Genomic DNA, 14,762 nt, shown 5'->3' with positions numbered 1-14,762 from the left:
CATTGCAATCGCTGCCGATGAGGCCCCGCGTCGGCCAGCGGGAGACGCAGTGGCAGTTTATGAAACATCCAGGCTAGCAGCCCGACCAAGCCGCCGGCGCGCAATAGCGCCACCAACAAAATAGCAACATACGTTGCTTTATGGCTACAAAGTCGTGGAATAATTTGCCATTCCCGGCACAAATACTGCATAGTAAAACCGGTCTTCCAACAATCGCTTGTGATCCCTACGGGAGAATATGATGGGCAATTCCTTACACAATAAAATTCCTCTTGGACGCAGCTCGGTATTCGACTCCAGGCCGCTGCAGGCAGCGCTGCTGGTGAGCTGTTTTGTCACCATCGGCCTGTTGTGGATGGTGATTCGCAACTTCAACTGAGCGGCTCGGCGCGCCGCGCGTGTTTTGCGGGTTGCCCGCGGCGGCGCGTGCGGTTACCATGGGGGCCGAAATCTGGCCCCTATGAAAGCTGCAATGAAGAATGTAAAACTGACGACCGACGAATATGATGCGCTCGGCCACATCGAACGTGGCGCTCAGCATGACCGCGTCAACGCCTGCGTCGGGCGCAACGCCAAGCGCCTGTCCGGCCTGAAACTGATCGAATACGCCAAGGATGGCCGGGTAGCACTGACCGAGAACGGGCGCCAGTCGCTGTTCTTGCGCCGCTGCATCAGCGCGCTGCGCGCGCTCACGGCTGACCCGCAAGCAGTGCTCGATGCCGATGTCGGCCTGTTCCTGAGCAAGAAAAGCCACATCGTCGCGCTTGAAGCGGGCGGTTACGCCATTACCGACAAAGGCAGCGAATCGCTGGCCGATATCGAGGCGCAGGACAAGCTGAACAACTGAACCGGTTTTGCAGCAACCTGCAGCAACCTGCAGCAACCTGCAGCAACCTGCAGCAACAAAACGCCGTCAAACAAAAACGGGGTCAGACCACTGGACAGGACTTGTTATCCCATCCGGTGGTCCGACCCCGTTTGCGCATGCGCCGTCATCAGTGATCAGAAGTTGCGGCGGCGTGTCGGGTAGACCAGTGTGCGGATCGCCACTTCAGGCGGCACGTTCATCGCGTTGAGAAATTCGGCAACTTGCTGCAATCCCAGCGTGGGAATCGCGGCAATGGCCTGGTTGACTACGTCGCGTGTGCGAAAGTCGGTGCGCGGGGCGCGCTGCATGGGGGTCGGCTGGTTCATCTGGTTTCTCCTTCGCACTCCGACATTCTCGGATGGTTATGGATGATAAGCTATTTCCAAGCTTTCATGTCGAAATAACCACAAAATATGTGTGGCGGATTCACGCGGCGCGCACCGCGCCTGCCGCAGCGTCTGGCGGCAGGCAGGCGCGCTGGCGCAACAGGTGCTCGAAGTGGTCAGCGGCCAGCGGCCGGCTGAAGTAGTAGCCTTGCATTTCGTCACAGCCGTGGCGGCGCAGGTAGTCGAGCTGCTCGGCCGTCTCCACCCCTTCTGCAATCACCGACAATTTTAAATTGTGTGCCAGGGCAATGATTGACGCGACAATCGCCGCGTCGCTGGCGTCGCTCGCGATGTCGGACACGAACGAGCGGTCGATTTTGAGCACGTCGATCGGAAAGCGCGACAGGTACGACAAGCTCGAGTAACCGGTGCCGAAGTCGTCGATCGACAAATTCACGCCCAGCGACTTCATGCCATGCAACACCTCGACGGCGGTCGTGACGTCGCTCATGAACAGGCTTTCAGTCAATTCGATCTCGAGGCAGGCCGCCGCCAGCCCCGTCTGCTCGAGGACGCCCGTAATGTCGGCCAGCAGGTCGGGCGCGGCAAACTGGCGCGCCGACAGGTTCACCGCTACCCGCAGCGCGCCCAGCCCGGCATCTTGCCACTGCTTGTTTTGCCGGCAGGCGGTGCGCATCACCCAGGCGCCGATCGGCACGATCAGGCCGGTTTCCTCGGCCACGGAAATAAAGCGCGACGGCGCCACCACGCCGAGCTCCGGATGCTGCCAGCGGATCAGCGCTTCCATGCCCACGATCTGGCCGCTCGCCAGGTTGACCTGCGGCTGGTAATGCAGCACGAATTCATTGCGTTCGAGCGCATTGCGCAAGGCGCTTTCAATGCGCACCCGTTCCATGGCTTCTTCATTCATGGCCGGCGTATAAAACTGAAAATTATTGCGCCCGAGCTTTTTGGCGCGGTACATGGCAATGTCGGCATGCTCGATCAAGCTGTCGCTGGCGGCGCCGTTCGGCGGATGCACGGCTACGCCAATGCTGCACGTGACGAAAAACTCTTTGGTGCCCAGGATGACCGGCTGGGCGATGGCATCCATCAGGCGCTGCACGATGTCGGGCGCGAGTTGCTCGTCGTCGTGCTCGGCCAGGATGACGACGAATTCGTCGCCCGACAAGCGCGCCACGGTGTCGGTGTCGCGCAGCGCCGAGCGCAGGCGCGCCGCGATCGTCATCAAGAGCACGTCGCCGGCCTTGTGGCCCATGCTGTCGTTGACGAACTTGAAGCGGTCCAGATCGACCAGCATGACCCACACCGGACGCGCGCTGCGGGCCGAGTACGCCACTGCCTCGGCCAGGCGGTCTTGCAGCAGGCTGCGATTGGGCAAGCCGGTGAGCACGTCGTGCTGGGCGATATGCCCGATGCGCTGTTCGGTCAGCTTGCGCGCGGTGATGTCGGTCCCGGTGCCGCGGTAGCCGGAAAAGTTACCGCGCTCGTCGAACAACGGTTCGCCGTTCACGCAAAACCAGCGCAATTCGCCGAAATCGTCGCGCGTGGCGTATTCGAGATCTTCGAACGGTTCGTGCGCCATCACTTGGGCGATGTGGGCCTGGCCCCAGGCGCTCGCTTGCATGCCTTCCACCGCTTCCCAGCGCGTGCGCCCGATCAGCCGCTCCGGCGGCATGCCGCCTTTTTCATCGATGCCGCCGGTGATGTTGACGAAACGCAGCTCGGCATCCTGCTCCCAATACCAGTCGGACGACATGGCCACCAGCTGGCGAAAGCGCTGTTCGCTCAGCTGCAGCGCGTGCTCGGCGCGCCCGCGCGCGGCGACGTCGTCGATCAGGCGCTGGTTCGACAGTTTCAGGTCGGCCGTGCGCTCGTTGACCAGGCGTTGCACGCGGCGCGAGCGCTGCACCAGCGTTTGCACGAAGGCCGTCATCAACAGCGAAAACAGGATCCCGCCCAGCAGGCAGGACAGCGAACCGATGTGGTCCGGCAGCAGCGCGCGCTCGGCCTGGCCGACGATCACGTGCCACGGCTGGCCGGCGATGTCGCGCGTGTGCTGCACGCTGATGCGGGTGTCGGGCGCGAGCCAGCGTTCCAGGCGCGAACCGGCCAGCGCCGGCGGCGGCGCCGCCGGCGCGCCGGCGCTGGCGTACACCAGGCGCGCGGGATCGGCGCGCGCGCCCACGTACACCCACATCTGCACGCTTGGATCGGTTTGCAACTTGCCGCCGTCGAGAATTTTCTGCACCAGCGCGCCGGCCCGGATGATAGCTGCCGTGTCACCCACCCGCGCGGCGCGCCGCTGCGCGGCCGTGGCCAGCGGCGCGCCGGCTCGGTAGACCGGCATGATCACTTGGAAGCCGCCGTTGCTGCGCGTGTCCTGCGCCAGGCTGATCAGATCGGTGGAAGCGGCCCGGCCGCTGACCGTGGCGCGCTCGAGGGCCGCCATCACGCGCGTGTTGGGCGCGACGTCCAGCCCGAACGCCGCTTCGTTGCCGGCCATCGGTTCGAGGTAGTCGACAATGCTGTAAAAAGCGCGCGCCGGCGCGACGCTGCGGTGCCCGCCGACCATCTCGGTGATGCGCACGCCCGGGACGATCGCCGCCAGTTCAGCCTCGACCGAGACGCGCTCGGCGGCACCTACCCGCCTGTGAAAATTGAAGGCCTGGATGAAAGGATAGCGCGCCAGCAGCGGCGTGGTGAAGTCATGGAATTGATCGCGCGTCACCGGCTGCACCGCGCCGAAGAGCTGGTTGGTGACGGTAAGCACTTCGACCGCCTCGTCCAGGCCCTGGTGGATCGCCGCCACGCGCACGCCGGCGCGCTGCTGGAAGGCGAGCGCGACCTTGCCCGACTCGAGCCGGCCGACCGCCACCGACACGGCCAACGTGGCGGCCAAAGCGCCGCCCAGGGTCAGGGCTGCCGCAACGGCAAGCGAGAGGTGCAGGCGACGACGCGGCATGTCCTAGTGTCCTAACGGTGGCGTGGCGTGGCGGCGCGGCTGCGCCGTTCTTGCGTGCGCCGCCAGTGTGTCATAGAACCATGCAATCGGGCAAATGCATTGCGGAACGGCAATGCTAATTCCGGGATTTTGTTGCCTTTTGGATGGCATCACGGTGCGCTAGCCAGAGCACCACTGCTTGCGCCAGCATCGCATGGAACAGGCCGAGGCCAAAGCGCAAGCCTCGAGCGTCAGCGCGCGCCACCCAGCGTTGCACCCGCAGCGCGCGCGGCGCGTGCGCTCCGATGCCGGCCTTGACCGCGAACAGGATGCGGTTGTTGCCGGCGGCGCGCGCAAGGCAGCACACGCGCGCGTCGAACATCAGCGACAGGCGCGCGCGCATGCGCGGGTAGTGCGGGTCATAGCTGAAGATGTTTGCCACCAGCACGCCGCCATCGGCCAGCGCGCGCCGGCAATCGCCGTAAAAACGGGCGCTGCCGAGGGCGGGCGGCAGGCCGGTGCGTTCGAAGCCGTCTACCACCAGCACGTCGGCGCTGCCGGCAAAACGCGCCAGCCAGTCGGCGGCGTCGGCATGCACCACGCGCAGGCGCGCGTCGTCGGGCGGTACGGCAAACTGCGCGCGCAGGGCGATGACGTCGGCGCGCGATTCGATGACGGTGATGGCTGCGTCGGGAAAATGGCGATGGCAAAACTTCACCAGCGAGCCGCCGCCTAAGCCCACCATGATGATGTGGCGCGGGCGCGGCACGAATAGCGCAAAGCACATGATGGCGCGGCAATAGGCCAGCACCAGGCGCGTGGGGTCCGACAGCCGCATTGCGCTTTGCACCTCGCCCGGCGCAAAGGCCAGCGTGCGGAAGTCGCCCTCGGTGCTGACCAGCGGCGCGGGGCAGGGCGGCAAGGGAGCGGGGCGTGGCGGCATGGCGGCGTGGACCTGGTGGTGTTGTGGGCAAGTTGCCCAGGGCAAGTATATCCCGGCGCGCCGCGCACGCCCTGCTTGTTGCGCGGCACCGGTTTCTGATAAGCTGATCCTGATCCCCATGAAAGGCGCCCATGTTCCTCGACCACCCGACCATCACCGCCACCAACAGCCAGACCGAACCGGACCGGATCGAGCGCCTGACCCGGGTCTACGGCTACGCGGTGGCGCTGGCCGACGCGCACGGCGTGGGCGAGGGCTTCATTGAAAAATTCAGCCAGCTGCATGACCACAAGGGCACGCTGATCGTGTTCTGGAGCGGCGAGCCGACCGAGATCGAGCGCGCTTTTTTTGCGCGCGCATGGGCCAGCAAAATCGGCGACGGCAGCACCAATGTTGAACACGAAACCTGAGCGCAGCGGCGCATGATCGATATCACCACCCTGGTTTTTGCGCTGGCGCTGGGCAATATCACGCTGTGCGGGGCCTTGTTCTTTTACCAGTACGAGAGCGGCAAGTCGCCGTCGCTGTCGATCTGGAGCATTTCCAAGCAATGCCAGGCTGCAGCCTGGCTGCTACTGTATTTTCGCGGCAACGGCGTGGTGCCCGACCCGGTGTCGATTCCCATCGGCTACGCGGTGCTGTTCGTCGGGGTCGCACTCGAGTCGGGCGCGCTGTGGGAAGGTGCGGGCAAGCTCGGCTGGCGGCGCCTGACCTATCCGCTGCTGGCGCTGGCAATCCTGGCGTTTTTCGCCTGTTATTACATCGATCAAATCGGCCTGCGGGTGGTGGCCAGTTCCCTCATTTTAGGCGCTTGCTACCTGTCGGGCGCGGCCGCGCTGGCCACCGGCTGGCGCAACGGCTCCATGCTGCGCCGTTTCCTGGTGGTCGCCACTGTCTTGCTGGCGCTGCTGGTGGCCGCACGCGCGGTGCTGGTGCTGACCATGCCCGGCGGCTGGGGCTGGCTTAGCAATGGCTTGCTGCAAACGCTGTCCTCGGGCGCCTTTTATATCCTGATGCTGCTGGGCGGCTTTGGCTTTTTGCTGCTTTCGCGCGAGCAGTTGCAGCAAGAATTGGCGCGCCTGGAATTGGTCGACCCGCTCACCGACGTGCCGAACCGGCGCGGCTTTTTCGATAAACTGGCGCCCTGGATGGCGCTGGCGCGCCGCCCGGGCGTGCCCACCGCGCTGGTGCTGATCGACCTGGACCAGTTCAAGCGCGTCAACGACAGCTATGGCCACCCGGCCGGCGACGCGGTGCTGCGCGAAGTGATCGACGTGTGCAAAAAGCAGCTGCGCGACAGCGACCAGCTCGGGCGTCTGGTGGGCGTCGAATTTGCGTTGCTGCTGCCGCGCACGGGCGTGGCCGAAGCGCTGCTGGTGGCCGAGCGCATGCGCGCCGCCGTCGCCGGCGGGGCCATCAAAACCGAACGCGCGATGATCACCCTGACCGCCAGTTTCGGCGTGACCGTGATCCGACCCGACGACAATACCGTCAGCCTGTTCAAGCGCGCCGACGAAGCGCTGCGCCAGGCCAAGCAGCAGGGCCGCAACAGCGTGGTCGAAGCAGCGCCGGCGGCGCTGCCGGCCTGATGCATGCTGCCGGCCGGTCGCGTCACACGCCGGTCATCCGGACCCGATAGAGTAGGCAGACGCCCTCCACCGGAATGCCTCCCATGAATATGCTACTTGATGAAGAGGCTACGATGTACGCCGCAGTTGATTTAGGTTCTAACAGTTTTCGCCTGCATATCGGCAAACACGAGGGCGACGCCATCCGTGTCCTCAAAAGCATGCGCGAACCAATCCGCCTGGCCGCAGGACTGGACGCCCAGGGCAACCTGACCGAAGCTGCCAGGCAGTCGGCGCTGGCGTGCCTGCACAATTTTGCCGCCGTGCTATCCGGTTACCGGCTCGATGCGGTGCGCGTGGTGGCCACGTCCACGCTGCGCATCGCCAGAAACAGCGCCGCCTTTTTGCCGCTTGCCGAGCAAGCCATCGGCTACCCGATCGAAATCATTTCGGGCGAGGAGGAAGGGCGCCTGATCTACATGGGCGTGGCCAATTCGCTCGCCGCCCCAGCCGAAAGGCGCCTGGTGATCGACATCGGCGGCGGCTCGACCGAACTGATACTGGGGCGCGGGCCGGACATCGAGCGGGTCGAATCGTTCAGCATCGGCACGGTCAAGCAAAGCCTGTCGTTTTTCGTCGGCGGGCGCATCGACGCGGCTTCCTATGAAGCGGCGATCCTGTCGGCGCGCAGCCATTTCGAGGACGCCGCGCCGTTCTATGAGCAGCTCCACTGGGACGCGGCCTACGGTTCGTCCGGCACGGCGCGCGCGATTGCCGACATCATCGCCAGGAACAAGCTGGGCGACGCGCGCCTGTCGGCGCTCTCTCTGGAAGCGCTCAAGCAGCGCTTCATCGGCTTTGGACAGGTGGCCAACATCGACATGGCCGGCCTGCGGCCCGAGCGCGCCGGCACCATCATCGGCGGTCTGGCGATCTTGATCGCGCTGGTGCGCGAGCTCGACATCGAAGCCGTGCAGCCGATCGAGGCCGGTTTGCGCATGGGCGTGATGTGGGACTTGTATCTGCGTTCGATGCAGCGCGACCGGCGCGAGCAGTCGGTGGCCGCACTGGCGTCCAAGTTCCACGTCGACCAGGAGCGCGCCGCGCGCGTGGCGCAGCAGGCCGGCGTGCTGTACGCCCAGCTTAAGCCGGCCGGCGAGAGCTGCCTGCGCCCGCTGCAGTGGAGCGCGATGCTGCATGAAATCGGGCTGGCGCTGTCGCAGACGGGCTATCACAAGCATGCCGCCTACATGGTCGAAAACGCCGACTTGCCGGGCTTTACCACGCGCGAGCAAAAACTGATGGGCAGGCTGGTGCTGGCCCAGAAGGGCAATTTGCGCAAGGTGGCCGATGCGCTGTCGGAGGCCGATTTCGCCAAGGCGGTGCTGGCGCTGCGCATGGCGATCTTGCTCATGCATGCGCGCATGGAAACCTCGGGCGCGGAACTGAAGCTGCGCATGAAGCACAAGATCGAACTGGAGATCAAGCGCGACTGGGTGGCCAGCCATCCGACGCTCTCGTTCTGGATCGAAAAAGAGCAGGAATGCTGGGATGAAGTGGGCGTCGACTTCAGCGTGCGCCGGGTAGCGTAAGCCGCCCGGCGCGCGTGCTCGGTATGATCTGGATCAATAATTGTCGCTGGTCAAGCAATCGATGCTGGGCATACCATGCCGACTTGGCGTACTGTTTGCCAAGCGGCTCGCTTCACAATAGAAGCTAAATGATATATATTGTTTTAACGATTAAACAATGGAGTTGCCATGGCTAAGTCCCCAACCGCAAAAACCAACGGCCACGCAGTCGCCGCCCTGAAACCGGCAGCGCCAAAAAAGCCTGCCGCCAACCCGGCAGCGGCCAAGCTGCCGGTCAAGGCTGCGGCAAAAAAAGCAGCCGCCAAGCCAGTTGAAAAGCTGGCCGTCAAGCCGGCCGCCAAGCCAGCCGTGAAAACAGCAGCGCCCAAGCCAGCCGTCAAGGCAGCAGCCAAGCCTGCGCCAGAAAAAACGGCCGTCAAGCCGGCAGCGAAAAGCGCTTCCAAGCCTGCGCTGAAAAAGAGCGCGGCGCCCAAAGCGGTCGCGAAAGCAGCGCCAAAAGCGCCGGCCCGAGCGCCAGCGGCCGCCGCGCCCGAGCTGCCCAAGGAGAGCAAAGAGAGCAAGGCCAAGCTGGTGCGCGACAGCTTCACCATGCCCGAGCAGGAATACGCGGTGCTGGGACAAGTGAAAAAAGCCTGCATCAAGGCGGGATTTGAAATCAAGAAGAGTGAATTGCTGCGCATCGGCGTAGCGCTCATCAGCCAGCTCGATCTGGCAACCCTGCAACGGGTACTGGCCAGCCTGCCGCAACTGAAAACGGGACGCCCTAAAAGCGAATAAGACCGAATACGGGTGATCGCACATGGTTTGGGTGCGGCCTTTGCAGCTTGCTATACAACGGCGCCGCCGATCGGGATCATCTGATCGGCTGCCGGCGCCTGGCAGCATGACGTTGACGCGCGCGTCTTAGTGCATTGACGTGTTCGACAGTTCCTTCAAGTCTTTGATGCTCATTTCAGACTTTTCGTGCATGCGCAACAGGATGGTGGCGCCGACTGCGAGCTTGCGGTGACGAATCTTGCTGATGATTGGCGGCTGCACTTCCAGCACGCGGCACAATTCCGCATCGTTCTTGAGCTTCATCTTTTCGATCAAGGTGTCCAGAAGCTTGTTAGGCACAAAGCTCGATGGCTCGAGTGCCCGGGCGCGGTTCATCGCCTCAATCATTTCCAATTTTTTTTGCCGTACGTTCATCGTACTCTCCTCAAAAGGTTACCTGCTTGATGGGCGAGGGAGCGACCTTTGCTGTCGCTTTCGGCCCGCACGTGACATTTGGCGACATTTCATGCGGCGCGGGTGCTTTGATAATACTACGATAAGAATATATTCGCAGCAAAGTTGATAAAAAAATGGTCGTGTTACCCATTTTTGTGCGTATTAGTCACGATTTGAAGGCCCGAGCGTGTCAAAAGCAGGGTTTTATCGGCCTGCGCCGCTGCCGCGTGGGAATGCGTGACCATGATCGCGCTCGCTCCGCTGGCCTTCACTTCGGCCCGCAGCAGCGCCAGAATGCTGTCCGCCGTCTCCGGGTCGAGGTTGCCGGTTGGTTCATCGGCCAGCACCAGCGCCGGCCTGTGGACAAGCGCGCGGGCGATCGCCACGCGCTGCATTTCGCCGCCCGACAACTGGCGCGGAAAGTCGTGATCGCGCCCCTGTAAGCCGACCGCCGCCAGCATCTGGCCGGCGCGCTCGCGCGGCTGGCCGTTGAGCAGCAGCGGCAGCGCCACGTTTTGCGCTAGCGTCAGGTGCGGCAGGACGTGGAAGGCCTGGAAAATAAAGCCCATGCGGGTGCGGCGCAGGCCGGTGGCGGCGTCGTCGTCAAGCGCGGCCATGCGCACCCCGTCAATCACGATGTCGCCGCTGTCGGGGGCATCGAGGCCTGCGATCAGGTTCAGTAAAGTCGATTTACCCACGCCCGATTCACCCATGATGGCGACGAATTCGCCAGCCTTGAAGTGATGCGACAGGCCGTGCAGCACGGTTCGTCCGCCGTAGGTTTTTTTCAGGTCGCGCAGTTCGAGCATGGGATCGTCTTAGTGGGTGAGCGCGCGCCGCAGCGCGAAACTGACGGCGTCCACCATCGCCACCAGCAGCAGCATGGCGATGACGACGGTGGCCGCGCTGGGCATGTTAAACAGCGACAGGTTGTACTTCAGGAGCTGGCCCAGGCCGCCGGCGCCGACCACGCCCAGGATGGCCGCGGCGCGGATATTGTTTTCCCAGCGGTACAGCGTGTACGACAGCATTTGCGGCAGCGTCTGCGGCAGCGTGGCGTACATAAAGGCGGCCATGGCGCCGGCGCCATTGGTGCGCAGCGTGGTTTCGGGCAGCAGTTCGGCGTTTTCAAGCGCGTCGGCAAACAGGCGCCCCAGTACGCCGCTGGTGTGCGCGGCCAGCGCCAGCGTGCCGGCGAACGGCCCCAGGCCGGCGGCCACCAGCAGCAGCGAGGCCCACACCAGTTCCGGAATTGAGCGCAGCACGTTGAGCAGGCCGCGCGCGACAATGCGCAGCGTACCGCCAAAACGGCCGGACGCCGGCAAGGCCAGCGCCAGCGCGCCGCCCACCGCCAGCAGCGTGCCCAGTGCCGACATCGATGCCGTCTCGGCGCTGGCCTGCGCCACGCGCAGCACAAAGGCCGGTTCCAGGTCGGGCGGCGCGAAGCCGCTTAAAAATTCACCCATTGAGCGCGTGGCGTCGGCGGTAAAAAATGCGGCCCACTGCAGGGGCAGCGAGGCGAAGCTGGCCACCACCAGCGCAGCCAGGGCGGCCAGCAGCAGCCAGGTCGACAGCGCGCGCCGGGGGCGGGCTGGGAAGGGGCGCGCGGGGTGGCGGCGAGCTGTCATGCCAGCCTTTTGCGCAGCATGCGCGAGACCAGGTCGGCCAGCGCAACGAGCAGCACGAACATGATCAGCATGGTCGACACTTCGCCGCCATTCATGGCATTGACCGATTCCTGCATGCGCTGGCCCAGGCCGCCCGCGCCCACAAAGCCCATCACGGCCGAACCGCGAATTGCGCACTCCCAGCGGTACACCGTGTACGAGACCAGCTCGGAGGCCGATTCGGGCAGCGCGCCGTACAGCAGTGCGGCCAGGCGCGAGCTGCCGTTGGCCAGCAGCGCATCGGTGGCGCGCGCGTCGGACGACTCGAGGATTTCAGCGTACACCTTGCCCAGCATGCCGCTGTACGAAATGGCGATCGCCAGCACGCCGGCGGTTGGCCCCAGGCCCACCACGCGCACGAACAGCAGCGCCCATACCAGTTCGGGCACGCTGCGCAGCACGATCAGTATCCAGCGCACCAGTTGGCGCAGCAGGCTCGAGCGCAGGCGCATGCGGTGCGTGCCCAGGCGCGAAATGGACAGCCGTCCGGTGACGATCAGGGTGGCCGGAATGGCGCCCAGTAGCGCCAGCGTGAGGCCGGCGGTGGCGATGGCAACGGTTTGCCAGGTCTGCTCTAGCACCATCAGTAAAAAGCTGCGCTCGGTGGCCGGGGTCAGAAAGCCGAGCAGGAAGCTGCCCGCCGAGCGCAGGCTGCGCAGGTCGAACAGGATCCAGGGTTTGAATTCGGAGTACACCAGCGCCGGCCACAGCAAGGCCAGGCAGACCAGGGCGGTGATGACGCGGCCGCGCCAGGCGGGATCGCGGTGCAGGATGGCCTGTGGCGCCATCAGTTAAAAACAGGCGCCGACGGCGAGCCGTTCCGGCGTTTCGTGCGCTTCCGCTTCGCGCACGGTCATGCTCTCGTTCTGGTACAACGCGGCGATCATGGCATCAGTGACGTTGTCGCGCGCGGCGTCGAACACGATGCGCCCGTCGCGCAGGCCGACGATGCGGGCAAAATTGGCACGCGCGATATCGACCTGGTGCAGGCTGCACACCAGCGTGGCGTTGCGGCTGGCCGCTTCGTGCTGCAGCGCGGCGAGCGTCATTTGCGCCAGCGTCGGGTCGAGCGCCGAGAGCGGCTCGTCAACCAGCAATGCCTGGGCCGACGAGAGCAGCAGGCGCGCCAGGCCGCAGCGCTGGCGTTCGCCGCCCGAAAGGCGGTCCACGCGCGCATACAGTTTGTCGCCCAGGCCAAAGCGCGCCAGGGCGTCGAAGGCGGCGTCGGGGTCGGAGGGGGTGATCAGTGAAGCGAAGGCTTGCCACAGGCTCCAGTGCGGCAAGCGCGCGGCCAGCACCGCATTGACCACGCGCTGGCGCGGCGGCAGCGGCGGCGTTTGCGGCGCCAGGAACAGGCGCGCGCGCAGCCGGTGGCGCGCGGCGTCCCCGAGCGCCCACGGGTCGTCGCCGAACAACGCGAAACGGCCATGGGCGGGACGGTGGGCGCAGGCCAGGGTCGAGAGCAGCGTGGTCTTGCCGGCGCCCGAAGGGCCGATGATGGCCAGTTGCTCGCCCTGCGTGACCACCAGGTCGATCGCGTCGAGCGCGGTGGCCTTGCCGGCGGCAAGGTGGCGCACGGTGAGCTGATCGAGCAGGAAGGTGGTCATGGGGTGTTGACTTGAACGCTTATTTCAGCAGGCCGGCGCTGTGCGCGGCAGCTTCAATCGCGGTGTAGTTTTCAACCTTGGTAGGAATGAACTTGGTGGCGCGTTGCAGTTCGAGGATTTCCTTGCCCTGGGCTGTGGACTTGTCCAGCGCCAGGAAGGCGTCGGTGATTTTTTTCTTGAGGGCCGGGCTCATGTCGCTGCGCACGGTCCAGTTGTAGTCGAAGTAGCCAGGCGTGGTGTAGAACACGCGCACCGCGGCCGGATCGACCTTTTTCTCGGCGATCAGCTTTTCCCAGACCGAGATGTTGAGCGCGCCGGCATCGACCTTGCCGCCGGCAACGGCGGCAACCGTGGCGTCATGCGCGCCGGAAAAGGCGATACGCTTGAGGTCCGTGTCAGGATTAATCTTGGCCGCCAGCAGGTAGGAGCGCGGCATCAGGTGGCCGGAGGTGGACGACTCGGAGCCGAAGCTGAGCGTCTTGCCCTTCAGGTCGGCCAGCGAATTGATATCCTTGGCGGTGGTGATGAACACCGAGCGGAATTTTTCATCTTCGGCGCGCTGCACCAGCGGCACGACCTGGCCCTTGCTGCGCACCTTGGCCTGCACGAAGGTAAAACCGCCGAACCAGACCATGTCAAGCTTGTTGTTGACCAAGCCTTCGACCGAGGCCGCGTAGTCGGTCACCGGGGTGAATTCGACCTTCAGGCCGGTGGCCTTGGCCAGGTAGTCGCCCAGCGGCTTGAACTTGCGCTGCAGTTCGGTCGGCGCTTCGTCGGGAATGGCCGACACGCGCAGCACGCCCGGGGTGACCTGGGCCAGCGCGCTGGAAGCGGCCAGCATCAGGCCGGCAGTAACGGAAGCGGTCAGCAAGTGTTTGATGGTGCGAAACGCGGAAAAATGTGTCATATGAACCTGTCTATAAAAAGGTGCTTGGCAAACAGCAAGCGGTAGTCACGATTGAACGTGGCCAACCGTCGAAAAAAACGTAATCGGCTATGATAACAAAAACCCCACAAAGCCACCTGACGCCCGTGCGCCAATACAACCATGCCAATTTCTCCCACCGCCGACGCGGCGCATCCCCTTGCCACGAGCGCCATTGCGGCGGAACTGCAGGCCGGCTTGCTGGCCGACCGGGCCATGCTCTCGCCCAAGTTCCTGTATGACGCGCTCGGTTCCAAATTGTTCGAGGCGATCTGCGAGCTTCCCGAATATTACCCGACTCGCATAGAAGCTGCCATCGTTGAGCGGCACGGGGCCGACATCGCGCGCGCCATCGGTCCGGGCGCCACGCTGATCGACCTGGGGGCGGGCAACTGCGCCAAGGCGGCGACCTTGTTCCCGCTGCTCCATCCGGCCCAGTATGTGGCGCTCGACATATCCTACGACTTTTTGCGCGAGGCGATCGAGCGCTTGCGCCAGCGTTTTGCGCACATCGAGATGACCGGCCTGGGTCTGGATTTTTCCCAGCAGCTCGTGTTGCCGGGCGAGGTGCGCGCCGAAAAGCGCCTGTTTTTCTATCCCGGTTCTTCGATCGGCAATTTTACTCCCGACGAGGCGTGTGCCTTCCTGCGCCGCGCGCGCGCCCAGTGCGGCAACGACGGCGCCCTGCTGATCGGGATCGACCTGGTCAAGGACAAGGCCATCCTCGACGCTGCCTATGACGACGAACTGGGCGTGACCGCCGCCTTCAACCTGAACCTGCTGCGCCATGTGAACCGGCTGCTGGGAGCCGACTTCGATGTGCGGCAATGGCGCCACCTGGGCTTTTTCAACGAGGCTGAAAGCCGCATCGAAATGCACCTCGAGGCGCGCGCGGCGCTTACCGTCACGTGGCAGGGCGCAGCGCGCCGCTTCGTTGCCGGGGAGCGGATCCATACCGAAAACAGTTACAAGTACCGCCCGCACGCCATCAGTGCTTTGATCGAGCAGTCGGGCTTTCAGAGCGTCGCGCTGTGGACCGATCCCAAAGCGTGGTTTGCGCTGGTGTATGCGCGCGCGCTGCCGGCCTGA

The 14,762-nt window shown here is 64.5% G+C and carries 16 protein-coding genes; 7 read left to right on the top strand and 9 right to left on the bottom strand.

Annotated elements, in window-relative coordinates; all coding sequences use genetic code 11:
* Positions 1–238 precede the first annotated feature (238 nt).
* Entirely contained in the window at positions 239–379 is a 141-nt protein-coding gene (locus ACP7BV_RS20870; protein WP_426106517.1) for a hypothetical protein, read from the top strand.
* 93 nt (positions 380–472) lie between these two features.
* A complete protein-coding gene (locus tag ACP7BV_RS20865; protein ID WP_426106515.1) occupies positions 473–847 on the top strand; it encodes a hypothetical protein in 375 nt (124 codons plus the stop codon).
* Positions 848–1,002: 155 nt separating this feature from the next.
* On the opposite strand, the gene ACP7BV_RS20860 is transcribed toward ACP7BV_RS20865, so the two are convergent.
* The 3 genes from ACP7BV_RS20860 to ACP7BV_RS20850 all read right to left on the bottom strand — a co-directional run bounded on the left by ACP7BV_RS20860 (position 1,003) and on the right by ACP7BV_RS20850 (position 5,102).
* Complete coding sequence (locus ACP7BV_RS20860; protein ID WP_426106514.1) at positions 1,003–1,194, bottom strand: hypothetical protein; 192 nt, start codon at positions 1,192–1,194, stop codon at positions 1,003–1,005.
* Positions 1,195–1,294: 100 nt separating this feature from the next.
* Positions 1,295–4,180 (bottom strand): bifunctional diguanylate cyclase/phosphodiesterase, encoded by a 2,886-nt coding sequence (locus ACP7BV_RS20855; RefSeq protein ID WP_426106512.1) that lies wholly within the window; start codon positions 4,178–4,180, stop codon positions 1,295–1,297.
* Positions 4,181–4,295: 115 nt separating this feature from the next.
* A complete protein-coding gene (locus ACP7BV_RS20850) occupies positions 4,296–5,102 on the bottom strand; it encodes a transferase spermidine synthase (RefSeq protein ID WP_426106511.1) in 807 nt (268 codons plus the stop codon).
* A gap of 131 nt (positions 5,103–5,233) precedes the next feature.
* Here ACP7BV_RS20850 and ACP7BV_RS20845 point away from each other — a divergent pair, with 131 nt between their 5' ends.
* The 4 genes from ACP7BV_RS20845 to ACP7BV_RS20830 all read left to right on the top strand — a co-directional run bounded on the left by ACP7BV_RS20845 (position 5,234) and on the right by ACP7BV_RS20830 (position 9,039).
* A complete protein-coding gene (locus tag ACP7BV_RS20845) occupies positions 5,234–5,512 on the top strand; it encodes a hypothetical protein (protein WP_426106509.1) in 279 nt (92 codons plus the stop codon).
* 12 nt (positions 5,513–5,524) lie between these two features.
* Positions 5,525–6,691 (top strand): GGDEF domain-containing protein, encoded by a 1,167-nt coding sequence (locus ACP7BV_RS20840; RefSeq protein ID WP_426106507.1) that lies wholly within the window; start codon positions 5,525–5,527, stop codon positions 6,689–6,691.
* A 113-nt stretch (positions 6,692–6,804) separates the two neighbouring features.
* On the top strand, positions 6,805–8,262 hold the full coding sequence (locus ACP7BV_RS20835; protein ID WP_426106523.1) for a Ppx/GppA phosphatase family protein: 1,458 nt from the start codon (positions 6,805–6,807) through the stop codon (positions 8,260–8,262).
* A gap of 168 nt (positions 8,263–8,430) precedes the next feature.
* The gene (locus ACP7BV_RS20830) at positions 8,431–9,039 is read left to right on the top strand and encodes a hypothetical protein (RefSeq protein WP_426106506.1); all 609 of its coding nucleotides are present in this window, start codon (positions 8,431–8,433) and stop codon (positions 9,037–9,039) included.
* 126 nt (positions 9,040–9,165) lie between these two features.
* Here ACP7BV_RS20830 and ACP7BV_RS20825 read toward each other — a convergent pair whose 3' ends face one another.
* From ACP7BV_RS20825 to ACP7BV_RS20800, 6 genes are all read right to left on the bottom strand, one after another.
* Positions 9,166–9,453, bottom strand: coding sequence for a hypothetical protein (locus tag ACP7BV_RS20825; protein WP_426106505.1), 288 nt, complete (start codon positions 9,451–9,453; stop codon positions 9,166–9,168).
* A 164-nt stretch (positions 9,454–9,617) separates the two neighbouring features.
* A complete protein-coding gene (locus ACP7BV_RS20820) occupies positions 9,618–10,283 on the bottom strand; it encodes an ABC transporter ATP-binding protein (RefSeq protein ID WP_426106504.1) in 666 nt (221 codons plus the stop codon).
* Between the two features lie 9 nt (positions 10,284–10,292).
* Positions 10,293–11,102, bottom strand: coding sequence for a phosphonate ABC transporter, permease protein PhnE (gene phnE / locus ACP7BV_RS20815; protein ID WP_426106503.1), 810 nt, complete (start codon positions 11,100–11,102; stop codon positions 10,293–10,295).
* Positions 11,099–11,929, bottom strand: a complete 831-nt coding sequence (locus ACP7BV_RS20810) for a PhnE/PtxC family ABC transporter permease (protein ID WP_426106501.1) — start codon at positions 11,927–11,929, stop codon at positions 11,099–11,101. The genes phnE and ACP7BV_RS20810 overlap by 4 nt, the downstream gene beginning before the upstream one ends.
* A 3-nt stretch (positions 11,930–11,932) precedes the next feature.
* Positions 11,933–12,748: a phosphonate ABC transporter ATP-binding protein gene (locus ACP7BV_RS20805; RefSeq protein ID WP_426106499.1), complete on the bottom strand. Its 816-nt coding sequence runs from the start codon at positions 12,746–12,748 to the stop codon at positions 11,933–11,935.
* A gap of 19 nt (positions 12,749–12,767) precedes the next feature.
* On the bottom strand, positions 12,768–13,655 hold the full coding sequence (locus tag ACP7BV_RS20800) for a putative selenate ABC transporter substrate-binding protein (protein WP_426106498.1): 888 nt from the start codon (positions 13,653–13,655) through the stop codon (positions 12,768–12,770).
* A 141-nt stretch (positions 13,656–13,796) separates the two neighbouring features.
* Between ACP7BV_RS20800 and egtD the strand changes: the two genes are divergently transcribed.
* Complete coding sequence (gene egtD / locus ACP7BV_RS20795; protein ID WP_426106497.1) at positions 13,797–14,762, top strand: L-histidine N(alpha)-methyltransferase; 966 nt, start codon at positions 13,797–13,799, stop codon at positions 14,760–14,762.

This window comes from Massilia sp. TSP1-1-2 (assembly GCF_049896185.1).
Lineage (GTDB): Bacteria > Pseudomonadota > Gammaproteobacteria > Burkholderiales > Burkholderiaceae_D > Telluria_A.
This window is presented reverse-complemented; position numbering and strand designations above follow the sequence as displayed.

Excerpts from the sequence above, each read along its gene's own strand:
- ACP7BV_RS20835 (WP_426106523.1), top strand. The coding sequence starts at position 6,805 with ATGTACGCCGCAGTTGATTTAGGTTCTAACAGTTTTCGCCTGCATATC.
- phnE (WP_426106503.1), bottom strand. The coding sequence starts at position 11,102 with ATGACAGCTCGCCGCCACCCCGCGCGCCCCTTCCCAGCCCGCCCCCGG.
- ACP7BV_RS20840 (WP_426106507.1), top strand. The coding sequence starts at position 5,525 with ATGATCGATATCACCACCCTGGTTTTTGCGCTGGCGCTGGGCAATATC.
- ACP7BV_RS20855 (WP_426106512.1), bottom strand. The coding sequence starts at position 4,180 with ATGCCGCGTCGTCGCCTGCACCTCTCGCTTGCCGTTGCGGCAGCCCTG.
- ACP7BV_RS20870 (WP_426106517.1), top strand. The coding sequence starts at position 239 with ATGATGGGCAATTCCTTACACAATAAAATTCCTCTTGGACGCAGCTCG.
- ACP7BV_RS20810 (WP_426106501.1), bottom strand. The coding sequence starts at position 11,929 with ATGGCGCCACAGGCCATCCTGCACCGCGATCCCGCCTGGCGCGGCCGC.
- ACP7BV_RS20845 (WP_426106509.1), top strand. The coding sequence starts at position 5,234 with ATGTTCCTCGACCACCCGACCATCACCGCCACCAACAGCCAGACCGAA.
- ACP7BV_RS20850 (WP_426106511.1), bottom strand. The coding sequence starts at position 5,102 with ATGCCGCCACGCCCCGCTCCCTTGCCGCCCTGCCCCGCGCCGCTGGTC.
- ACP7BV_RS20825 (WP_426106505.1), bottom strand. The coding sequence starts at position 9,453 with ATGAACGTACGGCAAAAAAAATTGGAAATGATTGAGGCGATGAACCGC.
- ACP7BV_RS20820 (WP_426106504.1), bottom strand. The coding sequence starts at position 10,283 with ATGCTCGAACTGCGCGACCTGAAAAAAACCTACGGCGGACGAACCGTG.
- ACP7BV_RS20800 (WP_426106498.1), bottom strand. The coding sequence starts at position 13,655 with ATGACACATTTTTCCGCGTTTCGCACCATCAAACACTTGCTGACCGCT.
- ACP7BV_RS20830 (WP_426106506.1), top strand. The coding sequence starts at position 8,431 with ATGGCTAAGTCCCCAACCGCAAAAACCAACGGCCACGCAGTCGCCGCC.
- ACP7BV_RS20805 (WP_426106499.1), bottom strand. The coding sequence starts at position 12,748 with ATGACCACCTTCCTGCTCGATCAGCTCACCGTGCGCCACCTTGCCGCC.
- egtD (WP_426106497.1), top strand. The coding sequence starts at position 13,797 with ATGCCAATTTCTCCCACCGCCGACGCGGCGCATCCCCTTGCCACGAGC.
- ACP7BV_RS20865 (WP_426106515.1), top strand. The coding sequence starts at position 473 with ATGAAGAATGTAAAACTGACGACCGACGAATATGATGCGCTCGGCCAC.
- ACP7BV_RS20860 (WP_426106514.1), bottom strand. The coding sequence starts at position 1,194 with ATGAACCAGCCGACCCCCATGCAGCGCGCCCCGCGCACCGACTTTCGC.